Annotated in this window: 21 protein-coding genes; all 21 read left to right on the top strand. The window is 39.6% G+C overall.

Going from position 1 to position 24,503, the window contains the following annotated elements:
* The first annotated feature begins 2 nt into the window (after nucleotides 1-2).
* The 21 genes from fliD (at nucleotide 3) to prfB (ending at nucleotide 23,981) form a co-directional block, all read left to right on the top strand.
* Nucleotides 3-2,120 (top strand): flagellar filament capping protein FliD, encoded by a 2,118-nt coding sequence (fliD, locus tag ACFSUL_RS01055; RefSeq protein ID WP_377931885.1) that lies wholly within the window; start codon nucleotides 3-5, stop codon nucleotides 2,118-2,120.
* A 37-nt stretch (nucleotides 2,121-2,157) separates the two neighbouring features.
* Nucleotides 2,158-2,562, top strand: coding sequence for a flagellar export chaperone FliS (gene fliS / locus ACFSUL_RS01060; RefSeq protein ID WP_377931887.1), 405 nt, complete (start codon nucleotides 2,158-2,160; stop codon nucleotides 2,560-2,562).
* Nucleotides 2,562-2,918: a hypothetical protein gene (locus ACFSUL_RS01065; RefSeq protein ID WP_377931889.1), complete on the top strand. Its 357-nt coding sequence runs from the start codon at nucleotides 2,562-2,564 to the stop codon at nucleotides 2,916-2,918. Before fliS ends, ACFSUL_RS01065 begins: the two co-directional genes overlap by 1 nt.
* Nucleotides 2,919-2,926: 8 nt before the next feature.
* Nucleotides 2,927-3,322, top strand: coding sequence for a hypothetical protein (locus ACFSUL_RS01070; RefSeq protein WP_377931891.1), 396 nt, complete (start codon nucleotides 2,927-2,929; stop codon nucleotides 3,320-3,322).
* Between the two features lie 343 nt (nucleotides 3,323-3,665).
* Nucleotides 3,666-4,214, top strand: coding sequence for a transposase (locus ACFSUL_RS01075; protein ID WP_377931893.1), 549 nt, complete (start codon nucleotides 3,666-3,668; stop codon nucleotides 4,212-4,214).
* Nucleotides 4,215-4,474: 260 nt separating this feature from the next.
* On the top strand, nucleotides 4,475-5,053 hold the full coding sequence (gene hpf / locus ACFSUL_RS01080; RefSeq protein WP_071410728.1) for a ribosome hibernation-promoting factor, HPF/YfiA family: 579 nt from the start codon (nucleotides 4,475-4,477) through the stop codon (nucleotides 5,051-5,053).
* A gap of 142 nt (nucleotides 5,054-5,195) precedes the next feature.
* Nucleotides 5,196-5,645, top strand: a complete 450-nt coding sequence (locus ACFSUL_RS01085) for an Lrp/AsnC family transcriptional regulator (RefSeq protein ID WP_071410729.1) — start codon at nucleotides 5,196-5,198, stop codon at nucleotides 5,643-5,645.
* Nucleotides 5,646-6,419: 774 nt separating this feature from the next.
* Nucleotides 6,420-7,979 carry an ABC transporter substrate-binding protein gene (locus tag ACFSUL_RS01090; protein ID WP_377931896.1) on the top strand — a complete coding sequence of 520 codons (1,560 nt, stop codon included), beginning with the start codon at nucleotides 6,420-6,422 and terminating at the stop codon, nucleotides 7,977-7,979.
* An 83-nt stretch (nucleotides 7,980-8,062) separates the two neighbouring features.
* Entirely contained in the window at nucleotides 8,063-9,019 is a 957-nt protein-coding gene (locus tag ACFSUL_RS01095) for an ABC transporter permease (protein ID WP_377931898.1), read from the top strand.
* 80 nt (nucleotides 9,020-9,099) lie between these two features.
* Nucleotides 9,100-9,921, top strand: coding sequence for an ABC transporter permease (locus tag ACFSUL_RS01100; protein WP_377932159.1), 822 nt, complete (start codon nucleotides 9,100-9,102; stop codon nucleotides 9,919-9,921).
* 12 nt (nucleotides 9,922-9,933) lie between these two features.
* Nucleotides 9,934-10,611, top strand: coding sequence for a DUF1028 domain-containing protein (locus ACFSUL_RS01105; protein WP_377931900.1), 678 nt, complete (start codon nucleotides 9,934-9,936; stop codon nucleotides 10,609-10,611).
* On the top strand, nucleotides 10,604-11,647 hold the full coding sequence (locus ACFSUL_RS01110) for an ABC transporter ATP-binding protein (RefSeq protein WP_377931902.1): 1,044 nt from the start codon (nucleotides 10,604-10,606) through the stop codon (nucleotides 11,645-11,647). Before ACFSUL_RS01105 ends, ACFSUL_RS01110 begins: the two co-directional genes overlap by 8 nt.
* Nucleotides 11,604-12,575 carry an ABC transporter ATP-binding protein gene (locus ACFSUL_RS01115; protein WP_377931904.1) on the top strand — a complete coding sequence of 324 codons (972 nt, stop codon included), beginning with the start codon at nucleotides 11,604-11,606 and terminating at the stop codon, nucleotides 12,573-12,575. The genes ACFSUL_RS01110 and ACFSUL_RS01115 overlap by 44 nt, the downstream gene beginning before the upstream one ends.
* Nucleotides 12,576-12,636: 61 nt before the next feature.
* A complete protein-coding gene (gene ggt / locus ACFSUL_RS01120) occupies nucleotides 12,637-14,247 on the top strand; it encodes a gamma-glutamyltransferase (protein WP_377931906.1) in 1,611 nt (536 codons plus the stop codon).
* Nucleotides 14,248-14,287: 40 nt separating this feature from the next.
* Entirely contained in the window at nucleotides 14,288-14,848 is a 561-nt protein-coding gene (locus tag ACFSUL_RS01125) for a chromate transporter (RefSeq protein WP_071410735.1), read from the top strand.
* The gene (locus ACFSUL_RS01130; RefSeq protein WP_071410736.1) at nucleotides 14,845-15,375 is read left to right on the top strand and encodes a chromate transporter; all 531 of its coding nucleotides are present in this window, start codon (nucleotides 14,845-14,847) and stop codon (nucleotides 15,373-15,375) included. Before ACFSUL_RS01125 ends, ACFSUL_RS01130 begins: the two co-directional genes overlap by 4 nt.
* 943 nt (nucleotides 15,376-16,318) lie before the next feature.
* Nucleotides 16,319-17,428 (top strand): aminopeptidase, encoded by a 1,110-nt coding sequence (locus ACFSUL_RS01135; RefSeq protein WP_377931908.1) that lies wholly within the window; start codon nucleotides 16,319-16,321, stop codon nucleotides 17,426-17,428.
* A 55-nt stretch (nucleotides 17,429-17,483) separates the two neighbouring features.
* Nucleotides 17,484-18,320 (top strand): DUF1028 domain-containing protein, encoded by an 837-nt coding sequence (locus ACFSUL_RS01140; protein ID WP_377931910.1) that lies wholly within the window; start codon nucleotides 17,484-17,486, stop codon nucleotides 18,318-18,320.
* A 193-nt stretch (nucleotides 18,321-18,513) separates the two neighbouring features.
* Nucleotides 18,514-19,641: an SEC-C metal-binding domain-containing protein gene (locus ACFSUL_RS01145; protein ID WP_377931912.1), complete on the top strand. Its 1,128-nt coding sequence runs from the start codon at nucleotides 18,514-18,516 to the stop codon at nucleotides 19,639-19,641.
* A gap of 423 nt (nucleotides 19,642-20,064) precedes the next feature.
* The gene (secA, locus tag ACFSUL_RS01150; RefSeq protein ID WP_377931914.1) at nucleotides 20,065-22,578 is read left to right on the top strand and encodes a preprotein translocase subunit SecA; all 2,514 of its coding nucleotides are present in this window, start codon (nucleotides 20,065-20,067) and stop codon (nucleotides 22,576-22,578) included.
* A gap of 301 nt (nucleotides 22,579-22,879) precedes the next feature.
* Nucleotides 22,880-23,981 (top strand): peptide chain release factor 2 gene (gene prfB, locus ACFSUL_RS01155; protein WP_377931916.1). Its coding sequence is split into 2 segments (ribosomal slippage): nucleotides 22,880-22,951 and nucleotides 22,953-23,981, totalling 1,101 coding nucleotides; the frame shifts between segments, so codons are not numbered across the junction.
* Nucleotides 23,982-24,503: the final 522 nt, after the last annotated feature.

The following is a 24,503-nucleotide window of genomic DNA, read 5'->3' on the forward strand; positions in this document are numbered from 1 at the left end:
AGATGAGGATTGGCGGATTAGCGAGCGGTATGGATATCGACTCCATAGTATCTGACTTAATGAAGGCAGAGCGGATACCTCTTGATAAATTAAAGCAAGAAAAGCAGATTTTAGAATGGAAACGTGATGATTATCGTGAAATTAATACGTTGTTGTTAGACTTTCGTTCAGAACTTACTGAGATGAAATACACTAGAAATTTCCGCGCAAGAACGACATCTTCGACGGATGAATCAAAAGTTACGGCAACGGCAAGTACTGCAGCGTCGCAGGCTTCCTATACTATTACTGAGGTTACTCAGTTAGCGAGTGCTGCTACTAAAGTGAACGGAAGTAGCGGTAATAATGGAACAAAGCTATCAATGGATGATAATAATAAAATAGATCCAGCGGCTAGTCTTTTTAACGAAACTACTAAATTTGACCTTGGTGATCCTGATGATATTACGAACTTTAAATGGTCCACAGGAGTCGTTGAAAAACAGACGATTCCTGTAACAGGAGATGACACCGTTTTTAAGTTAGACTTAACAGGGACGACAGGATTAAAAACTGATGACAGTGGTAACTTGCTACCTATGAACGTAAGAGTAAATGGGAAGTTGTTTGAAGTAGTCACTTCAGGGGCTGCTGGAGATAATCAAGTATTGGTAGAAAATGACGGAAGCCTTACATTTGGAACTGAAATAAAAAAAGAAAGCTCGATTGAAGTTGATTATATTGCAAAGAATAAAACCGAGAAAAGAACCTTTGAAGAGCCCATAAAAGAGTTTCAGTTGGCAAAAGGGTCGATAAGCTCGTTAACGTTGACTGTAGGTACTACGGATTATACATTAGCTGAAACAACCGATACGGACGGGAATACGAATTTAGAAGATGGAAATGGAGGAGTAATTGGTACCATCAATAAGGATACTGGGAAAATTACTTTTACAAATGAACAGGCGGCTAATTCCACTATTACCGCCAACTATACTCAAAACTATACAAACTTTTCTTTGACTACACATAATGAAGATGGTCAACTGAAAGAAAACTTTTTCATTCAAGGTGATGACTCTTTGAATGCTGTAATAGACAAAGTCAATAGCTCAGATGTGGGTGTGACTATGTTCTATGATTCTTTCGCTGATCAGGTATCGTTGACGAGGTCGGAAACAGGCGATTTTAATGTAGGTGGGGAAGAAATTACAACCTCAGGCGATTTTATAAATAAATTATTAAAATTTGATTCTGATCCTAATAGTACTGCTGATAATGCAACTGAAACCGGTGGAACAAATGTGAAATTTGAAATCAATGGTTTAACTACAGAACGTTATTCGAATACTTTTGAAATGAACGGTGTTACCTTTACCGTTAAACAAAAATTCGACGCTACCGACACTCCCAATGGTGTCAGTATGTCTGTTAGTAATGATTCAGAAAAGGTATTTGAAAATATTAAGGGCTTTATCGAAAAATATAACGAACTAATCGATAAAATTAAGGATAAAACTTCAGAGGAGTACTATCGTTCCTATAAACCGCTTACGGATGATCAAAGAGAATCGTTATCTGATAAACAACAAGAAAAATGGGAGGAGATGGCTAAAAGTGGGTTATTAAGAAGAGATCCTATTCTTTCAAGTGTTCTTTCTGAAATGCGGATGGACTTTTATCAACCCGTTGAAAATGTCGATGTTTCTCCGTTATTTAACCAACTTGCTAGTATTGGAATTACAACAACGAGTAGTTATTTAGAAGGTGGAAAGCTTGAAATCAATGAAGCGGATCTGAAGAAGGCTATTGAAGAAGACCCAGATTCCGTTGAGAACTTATTTAGAGGTGGAGGAGACAGTACAGTCGAATCTCAACAGGGGATTCTCCATCGTTTATTTGATACCGTAAATAAAACAAAAGAAAAGTTAGATGAAAAAGCGGGAGGTGCCTTCTCAACCAATCAACAGTTTGCGATTGGAAAGGAACTATCTAATGTAGATGATAGAATTGATCGCTTCGAAGACCGCATGAAACAAGTGGAAGACCGCTACTGGCGCCAATTTACCGCTATGGAAAAAGCAATTCAACAGGCTAACTCGCAATCGGCATATCTTATGCAGCAATTCAGTGGAATGTAATTTTTAAAAGCAAGAAATAAAAGGAGTGTCAATCAAAATGGCAGTTAATAATCCATATCAAACCTATCAAAACAACGCAGTAACAACTGCATCTCCAGGCGAACTAACATTAATGCTATACAACGGATGCTTAAAATTTATCCAACTGGCCAAAAAGGGTATCCAAGATAAAAATGTAGAATTAAAGAATACGAACATTCAAAAGGCTCAAAATATCGTAAGCGAAATGATGGTTACGTTAAATATGGATGTGGAAATGTCGAAAAATATCATGTCCCTCTATGACTTTATTAATCGTCGTTTAATCGATGCAAACGTCAAAAATGATGTACAAGCACTCGAAGAAGCAGAAGGGTTAATCGTAGAATTCCGCGACACTTGGAAACAGGTTATCCAAGTGAACCGCCAAAAACAACACGCTGGTCAAGGTGGCCAAGTTTAATGAATGCCGCCGTTCAAAACTGCTTTGACATAACAAAAGAACTATTTGAGGTCCTAACAGCACCTCACTCAGGTGAACAGGACCGCGACCAAACCATCGAACGAATTGATAACCTTATTGACAAACGGGAGGGGCTACTGAAGGATATTCAGCCCCCTTTTTCGGAGAAAGAAAAAGAACTGGGTCAGCAAATGGTAAAAATGAATAAAGTCATCGATCAAAAACTTTCCCTATTGCGAGAAGAAATAAAACGCGACATGAACGGAATCAATAAAAAGAAAACAAACGTCAAAAAATACTCCAATCCATACGAAAACATGCAATTTGATGGAGTCTATTACGACAAAAGGAAATAGGTGATTCGATGACAACAATCAAGCAACTAGACGAAAAACAATACACGCTTATTCACCAATACACAGAAATGCTCCAAACAGTAGAAGAAGCATTTGAATACGTAGAATCAAGCTTTGATGATTACAGCAAAACAGAAGGCGATCTAGTGTTATCCGATATTTTTGCTGCACTAGGTCAAATAGAAAGCAGTAATCAGCTGTTAAAGGAATTGTTCCAAGAGGAGAACGAGGTTTTGACAACACTAGAGAAGTTCGATGTAGTACCAAACCAAGCGTTAAAACTAGAAGGTAACTTTAACGACCAAAATGTAAAAGAGAAGGTTATCAAAGAGAGTTTATTTCCGGCATTTTCTGCTTGGAAAATGGAAGTAGAGAAGGTTATGAAGCCGTTTATAAGAAATTAAGGAATCCTTGGCGTTTGATGCGCCGGGGGTTTTTTAGTTTGGGGGTTATGATTCATCTGTTGAATATCTAATGAAAATCAACAGATGAAAATGCGTCTTTTTTCAACAGTTGAATATGGACCGGAATTCATCTGTTGAAAAAAGAGAGGAATTCAACAGTTGAATAAAACCAAAAATTCACCTGTCAAAAAACGAACAAAATTCAACAGCCAAACAAAGATACCCCTCCACCCCAAAGCTAGACTTATGTTCAACTAGAAAAAGTAACAAAACCTGCAGGAGTTTTACAGCCACAACTAGAATAAGTATTTTGGTCAAAATTATCTAACGAAAGGAAGATGTTATGTCTCCAACAAAACAATGGTCACCTGGCTCCATGTACCATATTACCGCACGTGGAAATCGAAGGTACTCAATATTTCGAACCAACACGGACAGGCTCAAGTACCTTAGAATTTTGGAAGATGCCCGAGAAAAATATCCCTTTATTCTTCACTCTTATTGCCTTATGACAAACCACATTTATCTTCTCCTTGAAACGAAGGAACACCCTCCTGGCAAAATCATTCATCATATTCACTATCGCTATGCGAGATATTTTAATAAGAAAAATGGCTTTAGCGGACATTTATTTGAAGGCCGTTATAAGTCAGTTCTGATTAGGAATTCAAAGCAAATGATGGACACGAGCTGCTATATCCATTTGAACCCTGTTAAGGCAGGGATTACTAGTAAACCAGAAGAATATCGCTGGTCTAGTTACAAGGCCTTTGTTACTAACCAATCGAATAAACATGTTCATACGGATAGGATTCTTGCTCATACGAATAATGGATCTAAAAGCCATTATAAGTTTTATGTGGAGATGAAGCACCATCAATTCAACAGTTGAATTTAGCTAAGATTTTAACAGGTGAATTTACTTGAAAATTCATCTGTTGAATAAAAGGAAATATTCAACAGATGAATAGAATAAAGCCATCCCCCAAAACATAAACTAGATTGTCCACCATCCACACTCTATTTTCAAATAACCTTCGTCCACATAAAAAAATCTTTCCATTTCGACAAAAAATCTAAAAGTTTAAGAAGGATTTCACAGGGTAAATATAGAAATATATATACAAGCTTTTATTTAAAGGAGGAGTTTACATGTTGAACTACAACATTCGAGGCGAGAACATTGAGGTAACTCCAGCTATTCGCGAGCACGTGGAGAAAAAGATTGGAAAGTTGGAACGTTACTTTAATGAAACTCCTGATGCAACGGTACATGTTAATTTGAAAGTGTATCCTGATAAACAAACAAAAGTGGAAGTAACGATTCCGATGCCGAACTTAGTGTTACGTGCAGAGGAACGTCATGAAGATATGTATGCTGGAATTGATTTAATTGTTGATAAATTAGAACGACAAATTCGTAAACATAAAACAAGAGTAAACCGTAAGATGCGTGAGCAAGGAAGTCCGAAAGAGTTCTTTGCAGCGCAAGAGGATTTGAAGAATGTTGCTCCAAGTGGTACTGCGGTGCAAACAGAAGAAGAGGACGAGATGGAATTAGTCCGCACGAAGCAGTTCAATCTTAAACCGATGGATAGCGAAGAAGCGATTCTTCAGATGAACCTACTGGGCCATAACTTCTTCATTTACACAGACGCAGATACAGATGCTACCAACATCGTGTACAAGCGTCGTGATGGGAAGTATGGGTTGATTGAAACGAACAGCTAATTTATTAGTTTAATAAAATATTCATGAGCACCCTGCACTGTGTTGTGGGGTGCTTTTTAGCGATTTGGCAAAAATGTTTTGACAGACTACGGTTTATTGCTATAATAAAAATACAAAAAATTCTAAATAGTGTGGTGTTGGAATGAAGATTGATGAAGTGGATCGTAAAATTCTCCAGCTCCTCACCGAAAATGGAAGGCTTTCTTATGTCGATATTGGCAAGGAGTTAAATCTTTCGAGGGTTTCGGTTCGGGAGAGGGTTAGTCAGTTAATGAATAAGGGGATCATTGAACGTTTTAGTGTTGTTATTAATTCGGAGAAGGTCGGGATGGGTGTATCAGCATTCTTTGAGGTTGATTGTGAACCATCTTATCTTGTTGAAGTTGCCCAAGCTCTTGCAGATAATCCCCGCGTTGCCAGCTGCTATCAAATGACGGGTCCTAGTACATTACACATGCATGTCCTTGTCGAAGACTTTATTGCGCTTGAACAGTTTATCAACAATGAGCTTTATTCGCTAGAAGGGATCTCACGAGTGGAAAGTCATATCCTATTACGGAGATTTAAAAGTAGAAGTGGGCTTAAACTTTAAGGATTCTATTCATCCCTCGATTGTATTTCTTCGTATCTATTAAAATAAGGAAAATAGAAACTGACCATAAAGGTTGGTTTTTTTATTTTTTGTTACATTATACAAATGTTCAAATTTGACTCCGGAACCTAGGGGTCAGACCCAAAATCATTGAAAAGTGCCAGACCCCAAGGTGCCAGACCCAAAATCATTGAAAAGTGCCAGACCCCAAGGTGCCAGACCCAAAGCCATTGAAATGTGCCAGACCCCAAGGTACCGCATACCCAAATAGTCAACGTAACTACACCGATTCTCTTCTCCAAAGCCCATTTTCTCTATGACAAACTGCAGTATGAATATATACCATCTATAAAAGAAAGAACCCTTAACAAATGCTCAATCCACTCTCCGTCAATCATTCACTCCCTTCGCGTACCGAAATGAATACTGGTTCATAAACGAATGATACATTTTTTACCATGTAATATGAATATTTATTCACACTCATCAATAATACATGAATCACAAAATGAAAACGCATACAAAATAAACGCTATAAAATGTTATTAAATAACAAATTTATACGGAAAAACACCTATTATTACAAAAATATTATTTTTATCAGAAAATTTGTAGATTTTTAAAAATACATGTATTATAATAAATTAAAATTTTAAAAAAAGTAAGAATAAATCAAAATATCCTTACTTTTCGTAGTTGATTTGCGAAAAAAACAGACATAATGTAAGTCAACTACAAGTAGAATATCTACATAACAAAAGGGAGTGAAGAATATTGCAAAAGAAGAATTATTTCGTGCTAGTACTTATTTCATTAATCGTTCTCGTTTTGGCCGCTTGTGGTGGCGAACAAAGTAGTAGTTCTGAAAGTGGGGAGAGCGCAGATAGCGGAACTTCCAAGAAAGAAGGGAATACATTAAATGTTGGATTAGATGCTGATCCACCGCAATTGGATCCACATTTCTCTACTGCTGCTGTTGATCGACAGGTTTACCAAAGTATTTATGACAAATTGGTCGATGTCGATGAAAACTTAAATATTATTCCTCAACTTGCGAAAGAGTGGGAAATCTCAGAGGATGGGAAAACATATACGTTCCTTTTACAAGAGGGTGTTACATTCCATGACGGCACACCGTTTAATGCAGAAGCGGTAAAGTTCAATTTAGAGCGTATGCTTGATCCAAGCATCGGTACTGCTCGTACATCGGAAATCAGCTCTATTGAAACAGTTGAAGTTGTCGATGACCTTACAGTGAAGGTTCAGTTGAAAGAAGCATTCAGCCCATTCCTATCTGTTTTATCTGACAGAGCGGGAATGATGGTTTCTCCGACAGCTGTGGAAGAAAAAGGAGAAGACTTTAGTAATTCTCCAGTTGGAACAGGTCCATTCAAATTTGTTGAACGAGTGAAGCAAGACAAAATTGTAGTCGAAGCAAATAAAGATTACTGGGGCGGGGCACCTAAGGTTGATAAGATCGTTTATCGTCCATACACGGATGAAAATGTAAGAAAGACAAACCTTGTTTCCGGTAAAACCGATATTGTTAATAAAATCCCACCAAAAGATGTAGAAGAATTAAAGAATAATAGTGATATCACTCTTTCAGAAGTACCTGGACCTGGTTTCCAAGGACTTTACCTAAATCATAAGAGTGAACCTTTTAACAACAAAGCACTTCGTCAAGCATTGGATTTAGTTATTGACCGTGAAGCAATTATTAAAGTTGCACTGCATGGTACGGCTGTTCCAGCTGCAAGTGCGATTGCACCTAGCTCATGGGCATATGATGAAAGCATTAAACCGAAAGAAAGAGATATTGAAAAAGCAAAACAACTTATGAGTGATGCAGGCTACCCTGATGGATTCTCTTTCACATTAAAATTGGCTCCTTCACCTGTTGAAGAGCAAGTATCACAAATGATTCAATCGATGGCTGCTGAGGCTGGAATCAAAGTGGAGATTGAAATGGTAGAGTTCGGTACGATGATTGATCAAATGGATAATTACGAATTTGATGCAATACGACTTGGTTGGAGCGGACGTATTGATCCAGATGGTAATATTCACTCTTTATTCAGAACGGATGGAACAATCAATTATGGTTACTCGAATGAAAAAATGGACCAGTTATTAGATGATGCTCGTTCTGAAAGTGATCAAGAAAAACGTAAAGAGTTATACTCTCAAGCTATGAAACTTGGTCAAGAAGAAGTTCCATTTATCTTCATTTATCATGAAACAGATTATAAAGCGTACAAAAATTATGTAAAAGATTTCAAACATATTCCAGATACAATGATGAGATTCCATAACATTTCATTAGAAAATTAGTTTTTTGAACATGCCGATAGGGTTCGCGAACGATGAACCCTATGGCGCTTTTTTTTACAAAATGGTTTAAAGGAGGTACAGACGTGGGTCGATTTTTACTTCGTAGATTAGGACTTATGATTGTCATTTTACTTTTGGTTAGTATTATTATTTTTTCGCTTGTACATATCACCCCGGGAGATCCGGCTAGAATGATGCTTGGTCAAGAAGCGACAGATGAAGCGGTGCAGGCATTGCGAGCAAAGATGGGCTTGAATCTACCTCTTTATCAACAATATTTGAACTGGATCGGTGGCATTTTCCAAGGTGATTTCGGTTCATCTCTAAAAGATAATACACCAGTATTAACAGTATTGATGCAGAAGGTTCCGGTTACGCTTCAATTAACGGTATTTTCATTTGCTATTTCGCTACTTATTGCTATTCCTGCAGGGATTATTTCTGCTACGAAAAAAGGGACACTTTGGGATTATCTCGGTACAACATTTGCTTTATCAGGTGTTTCCATTCCGCCTTTCTTTCTAGGAATCCTATTTATCTTCATTTTTGCCGTAACGCTAGAGTGGTTACCACCTTCTGGTTATGTGTCCATATGGGATGATTGGAAGCAAAGTTTATTGCTAATGATTTTACCAGCATTTGCAGTAGGTGTTCGACTTTCTGCAGAGATTACGAGAATGTTAAGGTCTTCGATGCTTGAGGTTTTAAATGCTGATTATATACGAACTGCTTATTCAAAAGGGTTGTTAGGAAAATCGGTTATTATCAGCCACGCGTTGAGAAATGCGTTGATCCCAGTTATTACTGTAAGTGGATTACAGTTAGGTTCTTTCTTAGGTGGAGCGGTAATTACCGAAACAATTTTTGCGATTCCAGGGGTTGGTAGATTAGTAGTTGATGCTATTTTGACGAGAGACTTTCCGGTAGTTCAGGGTGCTGTTATGTTTATGGCCTTGGCCGTCATTGTCGTTAACTTTGTTGTAGATATTTTATATTCCATCCTTGATCCGAGAATTAAGCTTTCTGGAGGTAAGTCATAATGGGAGCAGCGAATGTGAAAGTGGAGGAAAATGTTTATAAAGTAAAAGAAATTAGTCCGAAAAAGAAGTTTTTCAAAGAAATGGCAGGTAGGTTTTTACAAAATAAATTAGCTGTGTTTGGGGGAATCTTTACACTCCTGCTTATTTTGACGGGGATTTTCGCTCCAGTTATTGCACCGAGTGATCCTACGGCACAGGATTATACGAAGTTTCTTCAAGGACCAAGTGCTGAAAATTGGTTTGGTACCGATGAGCTTGGGAGAGATTTGCTAAGCCGTGTTATATACGGAGCACAAGTATCATTGAAAGCTGGAATGATCTCTGTTGGGATTGCCTTAATTATTGGAATTCCAATCGGTTTATTTTCAGGCTATTATCGAGGGGTTCTCGATGAGTTTATCATTATGCGATTTACCGATGCGTTATTATCTTTTCCATCACTAGTGCTTGCACTTTCATTGGCTGCAGTACTTGGTGCTGGTTTAGAAAATGCCATGATTGCAATTGGAATTGTTTTTACGCCAAACTTTATTCGTTTGATGCGGGCAGAAGTATTAAGTCAAAGGGAACGAGAATATGTGGAAGCGGCGAGAGCTTCTGGTATAAGTGATTTGAAAATTATCTTTGTGCATATCTTCCCTAACTGTCTCGGACCGATTTTAGTGCAGGCAACACTTGCAATAGCAGGAGCAATTATTGCGGAAGCTTCCTTAAGTTACTTAGGGCTTGGTACACAACCACCGACACCAAGCTGGGGTGCGATGCTTTCAAGTGGTCAAGGGTACTTGGCTGATGCTCCTTGGATTGCTTTATTCCCTGGACTGTTTATCTTTTTAACTGTTTTAGCTATTAATCTATTTGGTGACGGATTACGTGATGCGCTAGATCCGAAAACGAAGTAAGGGGAAGGTAGTATGGTAGTTTTTTCAACATTTTCGATTACAGCGAGATGTCCGGAGACAGGGATGCTCGGTGTTGCCGTATCGACAGCACGTCCAGCGGTTGGTTCACTCGCTCCATATGTAAAGGCCGGAGTCGGAGCGATTGCTACACAGGCGCTAGTAAATCCTTTTTACGGTATAGATGGTTTGAATTATTTGGAAAGTGGTCTTTCTCCGGAAGAAGTACTAGAAAAGCTTTTAGCCGCAGATGAGGAAAAGGAGAAAAGACAACTGGCAATCGTTTCAAACAATGGAGAGGTTCTTGGGTATACGGGAAGTGACACGGTGCCTTGGCAGGGTCATCACCTGGGCGAAGGGTTTGTTGTAGCAGGTAATATGCTGACTGGCCCAGAAACATTGGATGCCATGAAAAGGACGTACGAAACATCTCAAAAATCTTTTCCGGAAAAGTTATTAGACGTTTTAAAGAGTGGTCAAGAAGCAGGTGGAGATAAACGAGGCAAGCAATCGGCGGCACTTTATATAGTAGATACCGAACAATATCCTTATATCGATTTGCGGGTGGATGAACATTCGAATCCAGTAGCGGAGTTAATAAGAGTATATCGTGTTTGTGAGAAGGATTTATTTCCATACACTAAAAATTTACCTAAACGACAGAAAAAAGGTGGTGGAAGCAGCGATGAGTGAAGCACTATTAAACGTAAAAGATTTAAAAGTAGCATTTGAAAATAAAAAGAACAAAACAACGATTGTTGACGGAGTCAGCTTCCATGTGAATAAAGGAGAAACATTATGCGTCGTAGGGGAGTCAGGCTGTGGAAAGAGTCTTACGTCTTTATCAATCATGGGACTTTTACCGAAAACAGGGAAAGTTGACGGCGGTCAAATTCTCTTTAAGGATGACGATCTTTCGAAAAAAACACAAAAACAAATGAGTAAAATTCGTGGAAAGAAATTATCAATGATTTTCCAAGAGCCGATGACGTCTTTAAATCCTGTCCATACAGTCGGACGACAAATAATGGAAACGATTATGCTTCATGAAAAAATGAATAAAAAGGCGGCAAGACAACGAGCAATTGATATGTTGAAACTAGTTGGTATTCCGTCACCGGAAGCGCGAATTGATGCCTATCCACATGAGTTAAGCGGCGGGATGAGGCAGCGTGTCATGATTGCGATTGCTTTAAGTTGTCAACCAGAATTATTAATTGCCGACGAACCAACAACCGCATTAGATGTTACGATTCAAGCCCAAATTTTAGAGTTGATGAAGAAGCTTCAAGAAGAATTGAATATGGGAATTATTATGATTACCCATGATTTAGCGGTCGTTTCAGAAGTTGCCGATGAAGTACTTGTTATGTATGCCGGAAAAGCGGTGGAGCAAGCTTCGAGAGACCAATTATTTGAAAAGCCATTGCATCCTTATACGCAAGGGTTACTAAACTGTATTCCTACTATTAATAATGAAGAAGAAAAGGAAGAGTTATTCGTTATCAAAGGTACGGTACCAACGGCCGATAACATGCCAGTGGGATGCCGATTTGCTGATCGTTGTCCTATTGCACAGGAAGTTTGTTTTGCTAGTCAGCCTCCAACAGTCAATATCGATGACCATCGTGTTGCATGCTGGAGCTATACAGAACAGTGGAACCATCAAGAGGGAGGAGAGCAGAATGACACAAGTGCTGGAGACTACCAACAAGCCATTTCTTCTTAAAGTAGAAAACTTAACAAAGCATTTCGCAATTGATAAAAAACAAGTTGTAAAAGCAGTCGATGGTGTTTCTTTTACATTAAAAAAAGGAGAAACATTAGGGATTGTAGGTGAGTCAGGTTGTGGGAAATCGACAATGGGTAGAGCGATTTTGCGACTGCACGAGCCTACTAGTGGAACGATTCAATTTGAGGAAACAGATCTTATTTCGTTAAAGCGAAAAGAGTTGCGAAAAAGAAGAAAAGACCTTCAAATCGTATTCCAAGATCCATATGGTTCCTTGAATCAACGGATGACGGTAGGAGCGATGTTGTCTGAAATTGTGAATACGCACAAGCTTGTTCCGAAAAAGGAGACGTTTGAGTACGTTTCTAATTTATTGGTAGAAGTTGGATTGCGGAAAGAACATTATTATCGTTTTCCACATGAATTTTCAGGTGGACAGCGTCAGCGGGTTGGAATTGCGAGAGCACTTTGTGTGGATCCAAAGTTAATTGTTTGTGACGAGGCCGTTTCGGCGCTAGATGTTTCGGTCCAATCACAAATTTTAAATTTACTGCAGAAGTTGAAAAGAGAAAGAGAACTTACTTATCTTTTTATCTCCCATGACTTGAGTGTGGTAAAGCATATTAGTGACAGAGTAGCGGTGATGTATTTAGGGAAAATTGTGGAGCTTGCCGATAAGAAAAGCTTGTTTGATAACCCTAATCACCCGTACACACAAGCATTGCTTTCTGCTGTTCCATCTGTTGAAAAAAATGACAAACGAGAGCGTGTGGTTTTAAAAGGGGATGTACCAAGCCCATTAAATATTCCAAGTGGATGCCGATTCCATTCGAGATGTCCGTTAGCAACAGAAAAGTGCAAAGTGGAAGAACCAGCTTTTCATCAAGTTTCTGAAAACCACTTTAGCGCCTGTCATTATGCTTAACTTTTTAAAAAATTTCTGACTTGCTAGTAGTATTCACATAACAAACAGGGAGGTATACAGAATGAATGTAGATTGCTTATATAATCCATATCCGTCGCAACGAAATACCGTTTTTTCAAAAAAAGGAATGGTGGCAACATCACAGCCTTTAGCAGCACAGGCTGGTTTGGAGGTTTTACAAAAAGGTGGAAATGCGGTGGATGCAGCGATTGCAACAGCGGCTGCGCTGACCGTAGTAGAACCGACTTCGAACGGTATTGGTGGAGATGCTTTTGCGTTAGTGTGGATGAAAGATAAACTTCATGGATTAAACGCGAGTGGTCCGTCTCCAAGAGCGATTTCTATTGAAAAACTAAAAGAACAGGGATATGATAAAATACCTACTCATGGAGTTTTACCAATCACTGTTCCAGGAGCGCCTTCTGCATGGGCAGAGCTATCGAAGAAGTTCGGAAAGTTACCATTACAAGATGTACTCGCACCAGCAATTCGCTATGCAGAAGAAGGTTATGCGTTAACACCAACACTAGGAAAGTACTGGAACGCAGCCTATCAAAAGTTTAAAGAAACGTTAAAAGGAGAAGAGTTCCAAGCGTGGTTTGATACCTTTGCGCCAGATGGCAAAGCACCTCAAATTGGGGAGGTTTGGTCTTCTAAAGGGCATGCAGAAACGTTGAAATCCATTGCGGAAACGAACGCAGAAAGTTTTTACCGAGGAGAGCTTGCTGATAAGATTGCCTCTCATGTTCAAAAGCATGGTGGATATCTTTCAAAAGAGGATCTAGAGGACTTTCGTGCAGAATGGGTTGATCCAATTTCAACGAAGTATCGTGGCTATGATGTTTGGGAGATACCACCGAATGGTCAAGGGTTAGTTGCGTTAATGGCATTGAATATTGCCGAAGGATTTGATTTTACAGAAAAAGATGCCGTTGATACGTATCATAAACAAATTGAGGCGATGAAGTTAGCATTTACAGATGGCAAGGCGTATATTACACAGCCGGATGAGATGCCATGTGCTGTTGACGAACTTTTATCTGATAGTTATGCGGAAAAACGCAGATCGCTTATTAACGAAGAAGCGTTGACGCCTGAACCTTATGATCTTCCTAGAGGTGGTACTGTTTATTTAGCTGCTGCTGATGAAGAAGGTAATATGATTTCTTATATACAAAGTAATTATATGGGCTTTGGTTCCGGTGTTGTTGTGCCTGACACAGGAATTTCTCTTCAAAATCGTGGGCATGATTTTTCGCTCAATCCAGAGCATCCGAATGCATTGAAGCCAGGTAAGAAAACATATCATACGATTATTCCTGGGTTTTTAACAAAAGATAATAAAGCGGTTGGACCTTTTGGTGTAATGGGAGGATATATGCAGCCGCAAGGACACTTCCAAGTAATGATGAACACGATTGACTTTCATTTGAATCCGCAAGCGGCATTGGATGCTCCGAGGTGGCAATGGATAGAAGGGAAAAAGGTATTGGTTGAGCCAAGTTTTCCAAACCATGTCGCACAAGCTCTTGCAAGGAAAGGACATGACATTCACGTTACAACAGATCCGGGAAGCTTTGGTCGAGGACAAATTATTTGGCGGAATTCGGAAACTGGTGTGTTAATGGGTGGAACAGAATCACGAACAGATGGGACTGTCGCAGCTTGGTAAAAGCTCGTACAATAAAGCATCTTAAGAGGGTGATGAAACCTTGAAACAACTACAATTATTTTTAGCCTTTTTCCGGGTTGGGATTCTTGGATATGGAGGAGGTCCTTCCTCGATACCACTTGTCCATAAAGAGGTCGTTGATAAATATAAATGGATGAATGATGATGATTTTTCCGATACGCTTGCATTGGCAAACGCCTTGCCTGGTCCAATCGCAACGAAGATGGCAGGGTATATCGGCTGGAGAGTTGGCGGAGCGCTTGGGATGATTGTTTCTATTCTAGCGACGATTGTTCCGACGATCACATTAATGATTTTACTTCTGACGGTGTTGAATTCGTATAAGGACCGACCGTGGGTACAAGGGATGGCAAATGCCGTCGTACCGGTTGTCGCGGTTATGCTCGGTGTGCTGACTTGGGATTTTGTGAAGAAGTCTTCTAATGGTCTTGGTTGGGCGATTACTTCTATTATAATAGTAGGAAGTTTAGTACTGATGGAGGTTTTAGGGTTGCATCCTGCGTTGTTAATCTTAGGTCTCCTCGGATATGCACTTCTTTCTAAAGAGAAAAAACCGGAGAAAGAGGTGAAGGCCTCATGATCTATTGGGAAATTTTCTTGGCGTTTTTTATTCCAGGAATTCTCGGGTATGGCGGTGGTCCTGCTTCGATACCGCTTGTAGAAAACGAAGTCGTCGATCGGTACGGTTGGCTGACAGTAAATGAATTCAGTGAAGTGCTTGCTTTAGGAAATGGGCTTCCGGGTCCAATCGCGACGAAAATGGCCGGTTATATCGGTTATGAACAAGGCGGGATTCTCGGAGCGGCTGTCGGCGTTTTTGCAACGGTTGCCCCTTCCTTGATTCTCATGATTGCTTTGTTAGGGTTATTAATGAAATTCAAAAATTCACCGAAAGTCAAAAAAATGACGAACCTTGTAAGGCCGACGATTGCGGTGTTACTCGGTGTGATGACATGGGGGTTTATCTCCAATTCGTACGAAGGTGTCGGTCTTTTGCAAACGATTATTATTGGAGGACTGAGTTATTTGCTGCTTCAAAAGCTTAAAGTTCATCCTGTTTATGTGATTGGCGGGGCATTGGTGTATGGAGCGGTGTTTTTGGCTTAAGGTGTTTCGAAAGGTGTGTCAAATTCAGATTTGGCATGCCTTTTTACTAGGATAGATTTTTTCTAGTGGAATTGCTACAATTAGTACTAGCAACTACATAAAGCGGATGGGCGGTTGACCATCTCCCAAAAGAAGGGAGGTGGTAAAATGACGACATATGAAGCGATTACGATTGCATTGACAGCAAGTCTAGTTCTTCTTAACGGACTAGCCTTGGTAGTTCAAATTGTCAAAGAGATACGAAAAAAGTAACCGTCCAGCCCCCGACCAAAGGATAGGATAGTTACTTTTTTTCAATGATACTAATTATGTTTTGGTCAGCCGCTCTTCATGCGGCATGTAGTTGCTTTGATCGAGTGTTAGTAGCACTCGGTCATTTTTTATTATATAGATAATTATAGGTTATTATACCTCCCATTGCAATTCTAGGGGGATTGGTGAATTACATTATATTTGGAGATGTTTCCTGTTTTTAAAAGGCTGTTTGTATAAAAAAAAGTATTTTTAAGCATCGTAAAATCATTTAGGATAACCAAAATGAATTGACTCTATACCAATTTGGCACTAAATTTGCTTTTTTATAGTAGATGGTGGCGGCTTAGTTTCAGCCGCCATGGGAGTTTTCGTAAAGATTGTTGCTTTTAGCTGAAAACTAAGTTGTACCTACTGAGTTGATTGGAGCGGAGGGCACTTGACTCCTGCGGGAAGAGAGGAAAGTGGGAGACCCCGTAGGCGAAGCCGAGGAGGCTCCCATTCCTCCCCGCGGAAAGCAAGTGCCCGTAGCGGAAATCAACGGGCAGAATTCACAAGTAAAAACAACAATCTCTGTGGAAAGAGACTTTTAAAATATACTCCCCCTTCTTAATTAGTAAGTTTAAATAAAGGAATCCCTCAATTTTTGGCGAATTATGTAAATGGACTTACAAAATAGGGGGAGTTACATATGAAAGACCAACGTCTTGAAAAACTGGCGGAACTATTGTTAACACATTCTTTAAAATTAAAGGAAAACGAGAAAGTGTTATTTGGTGGCGACTATGAAGCGAAGCCGTTGTTAAAGGAATTAATGAATAAAGCGTATGAAATGGGAGCAATTCCTTATTATCAAATTGATGATCAGGAGTTAAATAGAATTCTTGCGACAAATGCGAATGATGAACAAGCAATCATTCAGAATAGGTTGAATATGGCACGTTATAAGGAAATTGATGCGATTGTGCAAGTGGTTAGTGAAAAGAACGATGCAGAATTAAGTGAGGTGCCAGCGGAGCAGTGGCAGATGCTAACGAAGCATACGAAGGAATCACATGATTATTTAATCAATGAAAAACGCTGGGTGCTGTTGAATTATCCGAACTCTGCTCTTGCACAAAAAGCGAAGATGAGCTATGACCGCTTTTTTGACTATCTTCTTGACGTTTGTACGGTGGACTACAAACAGATGGAAGAGGCACAAAAACCATTGAAAGAATTAATGGACAAAACGGATAAAGTACGAATCACTGGTGAAGGGACGGACCTTCATTTTTCCATAAAAGATATTCCAGCAGTTATGTGTTTTGGTGAACGCAATATTCCAGATGGGGAAGTTTATTCTGCGCCTGTGAAAGATAGTGTGAACGGGTATATCACCTATAATACGCCGACTCTTTATCAAGGACATACGTTCCAAAATATTTATTTGGAATTTAAAGATGGGAAAATTGTCGACGCGAAGGCAGATAAAACAAAGGAATTAAATGAGATTTTAGATACGGATGAAGGTGCTCGTTTTATTGGAGAATTTGCTTTAGGAGTGAATCCGAAAATTCAAGAACCGATGCTTGATATTCTTTTTGATGAAAAAATTGGTGGGAGCTTCCACTTTACGCCAGGTCAGGCTTATGAATCAGCTGATAATGGAAATCGTTCAAGTGTCCATTGGGATATGGTGTGCATTCAACGCCCGGATTATGGTGGAGGAGAAATTTACTTTGATGATGTGTTAGTGAGAAAAGATGGCGTCTTTGTTTTAGAAGAGTTGAAAGGGTTAAATCCGGATGCGTTGAAATAAGGAAGGTTTACCAGAGCTGTATCTGGGATATTAGAAAGACAAGGAGGCAGTGTTTATGACATATTCTATAGTTGGATACGATCCAGAAGCGAAAGAATGGGGAATTGCTGTTCAATCAAAATTCATTGGAGTGGGAGCTGTAGTACCATTTGCGAAGGCAGGAGTTGGGGCAGTTGCGACACAGTCCTATGCAAATACTTCGTATGGTCCGCAAGCGCTGCAGTTAATGGAAGAAGGGAAAACAGCAGAGGAAGCGTTAGAGCTAATCACAAAGGATGATCCCGAACGCCATTTACGTCAGGTTGGTCTCCTTGATGCAATGGGGAACCCGGCTACTTTTACAGGAGAAGGCTGCTACGATTGGGCTGGTGGAATAACAGGTCCTAATTTTGCTGCTCAAGGAAATATTCTAGTCGGTGAAAATACGGTACATGCAATGGGAGAAATATTTACTTCTACGGAAGGTCCACTTGCACATCGACTATTAACTGCACTGGATGCAGGGCAATCTGCTGGTGGAGACTCCCGTGGAATGCAGTCTGCTGCACTGTTGGTTGTAAAAGAACAAGGTGGTTACGGGGGTTTCAATGATTGGTATATTGATGTCCGTGTGGATGATCATCCGGATCCTATTAAGGAATTAATCCGTATTTATAAGCTCCATAGACTATACTTTGCTGAATCGGAAACAGGGAGAGTTGTTTTAATAGAAGGAGAAGTAGCAGAAGAGTTAGAACGAGAGCTGTTCCGGCTTGGTTACAGGGATAAGAAAAAATCACTGCAGCAAAGTTTGAAAGACTACTTGCACACCGAAAACTTTGAAATGCGTGAGCAAGAGGAAAATATGATTGATTTAGATGTACTTGACTTTATGAAAAATCAAAGGGAATAATAGGTGAAAAGGGTAGTGGACTTTGAGTTGCTACTCTTTTTTAGTAGAGGTGGGGATGGAGCTACTAATGAAAGAGAGTTTAACGTGAATTTACATGCTGTACTCCCTACTGGTGGAAATTTCCCTTTAACCTATTATGTTTGTGTTATATAATGAATGGTTGTATACGGAATGTTCGTATTGGAGGTAAATAATGACAACTATTGGAAGAAACGAGCCCTGTCTTTGTGGCAGTGGGAAAAAATACAAAAAGTGCTGTGGGAAAGCGGGAGCGGTACATATAGATGAGTTAGTCGCTCAGGAATTGGATACATTGCAAGCGCAGCTCTATGATTATATTGCGACAACTAACTCATCAGAAATAGAAGCAGAATACCACGCACAATTGGATAAGATGGCGATGATGAAGGCAGATCAAGATGTTTTTGAAATGGCTTTTGTCAGCTGGTACGGTGTTAGTAGGAAGTTAGAAGATGGCACAAGATTGATTGATGGTTTTATAGAAAAACACTCAAGTACAATCTCGCGTCCACAAACAAAGGAAATAGTAGAGTCTTGGAAAGATGTTCGATTAACTGCAGGCTCTGTTAAGATGCTTGATGACAAGACGGTTATCGTGACAGAGGTTGGTACAGGAGAAACACTGCAGGTCAAAGAGAAATTTGGGGAATTGGAGGCAGGTAGTTTCTTTTTAGGAATTCTTCTTCCTTATAAAGACAGCTATTTACCGTTTGCGCAATACTTCATTTATCCAACGATTGAAGAAGCTGCTTCAGAAATTGTGAAAAATAGAGTCGAACAAGATCAAGCGGAAAGCTTACATGACTACCTTTGTACACATTACTTAACTTTGGCCGATTTAAGCTTCGTCTTGTACAGCACGAAGAAAGAGAAGCAAGATAATAATGCTGTCGAGCAAAAGGAAGACGAAGTAAAAGAGGTAGAGGCTGAAACAGCTGTTGTAGAGGAAAGAGAAGATGGAGACGATTCCGATTGGATGCAACCGTCTTACCAGGAAGCTTTTGATGCATTGAATCAGTTTTTACAAGAAAAAGGTGAAAACAGTCAAGAATCAAAACTTCTAAATCGGATTTTGGAAGCGTACTTAAGTGCAGAACGTCCAACGATTCGAAATCCAAAAATCTATTCTGCGGCAGTCGTCGATGTGACTAAAAATATCGACGGTATAGGCATAAGTTATTTGCAAAAAGACTTAGCGGAAGCATTTGGCGTCTCAGCTAACAGCATCTCTCGCCGTAGCAAACAGATTTGGGAAAAACATCAAGAAACTATTATGGAATTAATGAAACAACCAGTTTAAACATTTAGTATGAGGGGGGCAGTCCTTTTATCGCTTTTGGGCGGTGGGGGCTGTCTTTTTTTGTGTGGGGCGGGGTGACAGTCATAAAAAGGAGAATCGGTGACAGTCCTAAGTACGACAGTCATAAGAATGACAGTCATCAAAAAACGAGAAGCATCCAACAATGTTTGCCCCATCTTCCACCCTTAGGTCCGTCCCTCGCTCAATTAACGTAATAAAGTAACATCTATCGTTTGTGTCTTAAGTTGTCACTGTTTTGGGATAGTGGTAATATTAATAGGGAATCTAGCGTATTTTTGTGAGAGGTTTTTTTGTTTTTTTCACGAATTAGTATTGGGTGAGAATTTGCAGAGGAAATGGTGACTAGGCTTGTCTCTTTGCCTTTTTCATCTCTCACATTTCCAAAATAAAGGAGCGTATTACATGCTTGGAATTTTAAATAAAGTATTTGATTCGAATAAACGAGAAATCAAAAAGCTTGAAAAACTAGCTGATCAAATAGAAACATTAGGTCCGGAGATGGAGAAGCTAACGGATGATGAGATCCGTGGGAAAACAGAAGATTTTAAACAACGCTATCAAAACGGAGAAGACCTTGATAGTATGCTTGTGGAAGCATTTGCTGTTGTACGGGAAGCAGCAAAACGTGTATTAGGACTATATCCTTACCGCGTTCAGCTTATGGGTGGTGTATCCCTTCATGGTGGGAACATTTCTGAGATGAAAACAGGGGAAGGTAAAACGTTAACAGCAACAATGCCTGTTTATCTTAATGCTATTACAGGAAAAGGTGTCCACGTTATCACGGTCAATGAATATTTGGCTAGTCGTGATGCGGAGGAAATGGGACGTTTGTATAATTTCCTCGGTTTAACAGTGGGCTTAAATTTAAATTCTTTATCAAAAGACGAAAAGCGTGAAGCGTATGCAGCGGACATCACGTATGGTACGAATAATGAGTTCGGATTTGATTACTTGCGTGACAATATGGTGCTTTACAAAGAGCAAATGGTTCAGCGTCCACTTTATTTTGCTGTAATTGATGAGGTTGACTCAATTTTAATTGATGAAGCACGAACTCCGTTGATTATTTCAGGTCAAGCGCAAAAGTCAACGCAGCTTTATATGCAAGCAAATGCTGTCGTTCGCACGCTAAAAAAAGAAGAAGATTACACATATGATGAAAAAACAAAAGGTGTTCTTTTAACAGATGAAGGTATGAATAAAATTGAAAGAGCCTTTAATATTGATAACTTGTTTGATATCTCTCATGTTACATTAAACCATCATATCAACCAAGCATTGAAAGCACATGTTAGTATGCACCGCGATGTTGACTATGTTGTCCAAGATGGTGAAATTGTTATCGTTGACTCCTTCACTGGTCGTCTGATGAAAGGGCGTCGTTACAGTGATGGACTTCATCAATCGATTGAAGCAAAAGAAGGACTTGATATTCAAAACGAAAGTATGACAATGGCATCTATTACATTCCAGAACTACTTCCGTATGTATGAAAAATTATCTGGTATGACAGGTACAGCGAAGACAGAGGAAGAAGAGTTCCGTAATATTTACAATATGTATGTCGTGGTTATTCCTACGAATAAACCAATTGTCCGTGATGACCGTGCCGATCTTATTTATGCTTCTATGGAAGGGAAATTTCGTGCAGTTGTGGAGGACATTAAAGAGCGTAATGAAAAAGGACAGCCAGTACTTGTCGGTACAGTTGCCGTAGAAACGTCAGAGCTTATCTCAAAACTTCTAACAAAACGCGGCGTCCGTCATAACGTATTGAATGCGAAAAACCATGGACGCGAAGCAGATATTATTTTAGAAGCTGGTCAAAAGGGAGCAGTTACGATTGCGACGAACATGGCCGGTCGTGGTACAGATATCAAGCTTGGTGAAGGCGTATTGGAGTTAGGTGGACTTGCCGTTATTGGTACGGAGCGTCATGAATCCCGTCGTATCGATAACCAGCTACGTGGTCGTTCTGGACGTCAGGGTGACCCTGGTGTTACGCAGTTCTATCTTTCTATGGAAGATGAGCTTATGCGTCGCTTCGGTTCTGACAATATGAAAAACATGATGACAAAACTTGGAATGGACGATTCACAGCCAATCCAAAGTAAAATGGTCAGCCGTGCTGTTGAATCTGCCCAAAAACGAGTAGAAGGAAATAACTTCGATGCTCGTAAACAGTTACTTCAGTATGATGATGTTCTTCGTCAACAACGTGAAATCATCTACAAGCAGCGTTTTGATGTACTCGATTCCGATAATCTTCGTGAAATCGTTGAAAGCATGATGAAGTCCGTAATCGAACGCCAAGTTCAACTTTATACGCAAGATGAAGAAGAGGAAAATTGGAACTTGCAGGGCTTAGTTGATTATGTAAAAGGAACGCTTCTTGATGAAGACGAAATCACAGTCGAACAACTTAAAGGAAAAGACCCTGAAGAAATGATGGATCTTATCTTTGGCGCAGTGAAAAATCGTTATGATGAAAAAGAAGAGCAAATGTCGAGCGAACAAATGCGTGAATTTGAAAAAGTTATTTTACTACGTGCAGTTGATTCAAAATGGATTGACCACATTGACGCAATGGATCAGCTTCGTCAAGGTATCCATCTTCGTGCTTATGGTCAAACAGATCCGCTTCGTGAATACCAGCATGAAGGATTTGCGATGTTTGAGAACATGGTAATGGCAATTGAAGAAGATGCCGCTAAATACATTATGAAGGCAGAAATCCGCAACAATCTTGAGCGTCAAGAAGTCGCGAAAGGTCAAGCTGTTAACCCAAAAGAAGACGGCGAAAAAGCGAAGAAAAAGCAGCCAGTTCGAAAAGAGGAATCTGTCGGCCGTAATGAACCTTGTCCATGCGGAAGCGGTAAAAAATATAAAAATTGTCACGGAAGCATTTCTTAAATAATGATTTAGAAATACAAACAAAGATACCTGGTACGCTTTTTAAAAAATCAGTGCCAGGTACTTTTCCGTTTTTTTGTGAACAATACTTGTTATAAAAAGCATCTTTTATAATAAGGCTCTTTTCGTAAAGTTTGTTGCTTTTTAACGAAAAACTAAGTTTAACCTACTGAGTTGGTTGGAGCGGAAAGCAAGTGCCCGTAGCGGAAATCAACGGGCTGAATTTATAAGTGAAAACAACACTCTATGAGAAAAGAGCCTATAATAAATATCAGAAAATACACTATAGAGGTGAACACACATGGAATTATCAGAAATAAGAGTGGAATTAGAAAAAACAGCTAAAACGCTAGCTGACTTTAGGGGGTCTCTTTGACTTAGAAAACAAAGAGGCACGAATTGCAGAGCTTGATGAGATTATGGTGGATCCTGACTTCTGGAATGATCAGCAGAAGGCACAATCACTTATAAATGAAGGAAATGGATTAAAGGATTTAGTTAATGAATACAAAGAGTTGCAAGAGTCACAAGAAAATCTTGAAGTAACGCTCGAACTTGTTCGTGAAGAGCAGGATGAGGAGTTGCAGAAAGAGCTTGAGACGGAGCTTGAAGAGTTGGTCACACGTTTAAATAATTATGAACTTCAATTGTTATTAAGTGAAGAATACGATAAAAATAACGCTATTTTAGAACTTCATCCTGGTGCTGGCGGAACAGAATCGCAAGACTGGGGCTCAATGCTTCTCCGCATGTACACGCGCTGGGGAGAGAAAAAAGGTTTCAAAGTCGAAACACTTGATTACCTTGCTGGTGACGAAGCGGGAATTAAAAGTGTTACTCTTGCGATTAAAGGACACAATGCATACGGCTATTTAAAAGCAGAAAAAGGTGTACACCGCCTCGTTCGTATTTCTCCATTCGATTCTTCTGGCCGCCGTCATACTTCCTTCGTATCCTGTGAAGTAATGCCAGAGTTTAATGAAGAAATTGAAATTGATATTCGTACAGAGGACCTTAAAATTGATACGTATCGTGCAAGTGGTGCTGGTGGTCAGCATATCAATACGACTGACTCAGCAGTACGGATTACTCATTTACCTACAAATGTTATCGTAACATGCCAAAATGAGCGTTCTCAGATTAAAAACCGTGAACAAGCAATGAAGATGTTAAAAGCAAAATTATATCAAAAGCGAATTGAAGAACAAGAGCAAGAGCTTCTTGAAATCCGTGGGGAACAAAAAGAAATTGGCTGGGGAAGCCAAATTCGTTCGTACGTTTTCCACCCATACTCTATGGTAAAAGACCATCGTACCAATACAGAGTCTGGGAATGTTCAAGGAGTGATGGATGGAGACATTGATCCGTTTATTAACGCTTATTTACGTTCACGAATTCAATAATAGTAGGAAAAGCCATGCCTTTTGGGGTGTGGTTTTTTTGTCGGTTGGAAATGCGTCTCTTGTTTTGTCTTCGTTGTCTATTTTATCGGCGAAACGACAAGAAATGACTTGTTTTGACCCGTTTTTCCGCCTGATCACGAACAGGACACAAGCCAAAAGGAAATCTCCAGCAGGCTATACTACTAGCCTGCTATTTCTAAGTCCCCGACATCTCACTTCATTAATGCTTTACTGCGTTATCGGACTGTTATTTACAGTCCCATACCCTCATGCTATACTCTCAAAGGTTGACAGAGCAGGCTTTCGGAGTATAACTGCAATGTCTTAATTTAAAATTACTATCAAAATACTATGAGTAAGCGTAGAGGTCCGTCCCTGCCTACATTATAGCGTTACCGTATGAAAGGATTGCCCGCAGGAGACGTCAATCAAAAGGTCCGTCCCCGACCACACTACAGTGCGAAAGGTGCTGCTCGGATTGTTGTGGTGCATGATTGGGGGAGTGTTTACTCATACTATTTG

It is taken from the genome of Bacillus seohaeanensis (assembly GCF_042684945.1).
Taxonomy (GTDB): Bacteria; Bacillota; Bacilli; order Bacillales; family Bacillaceae_B; genus Rossellomorea; species Rossellomorea seohaeanensis.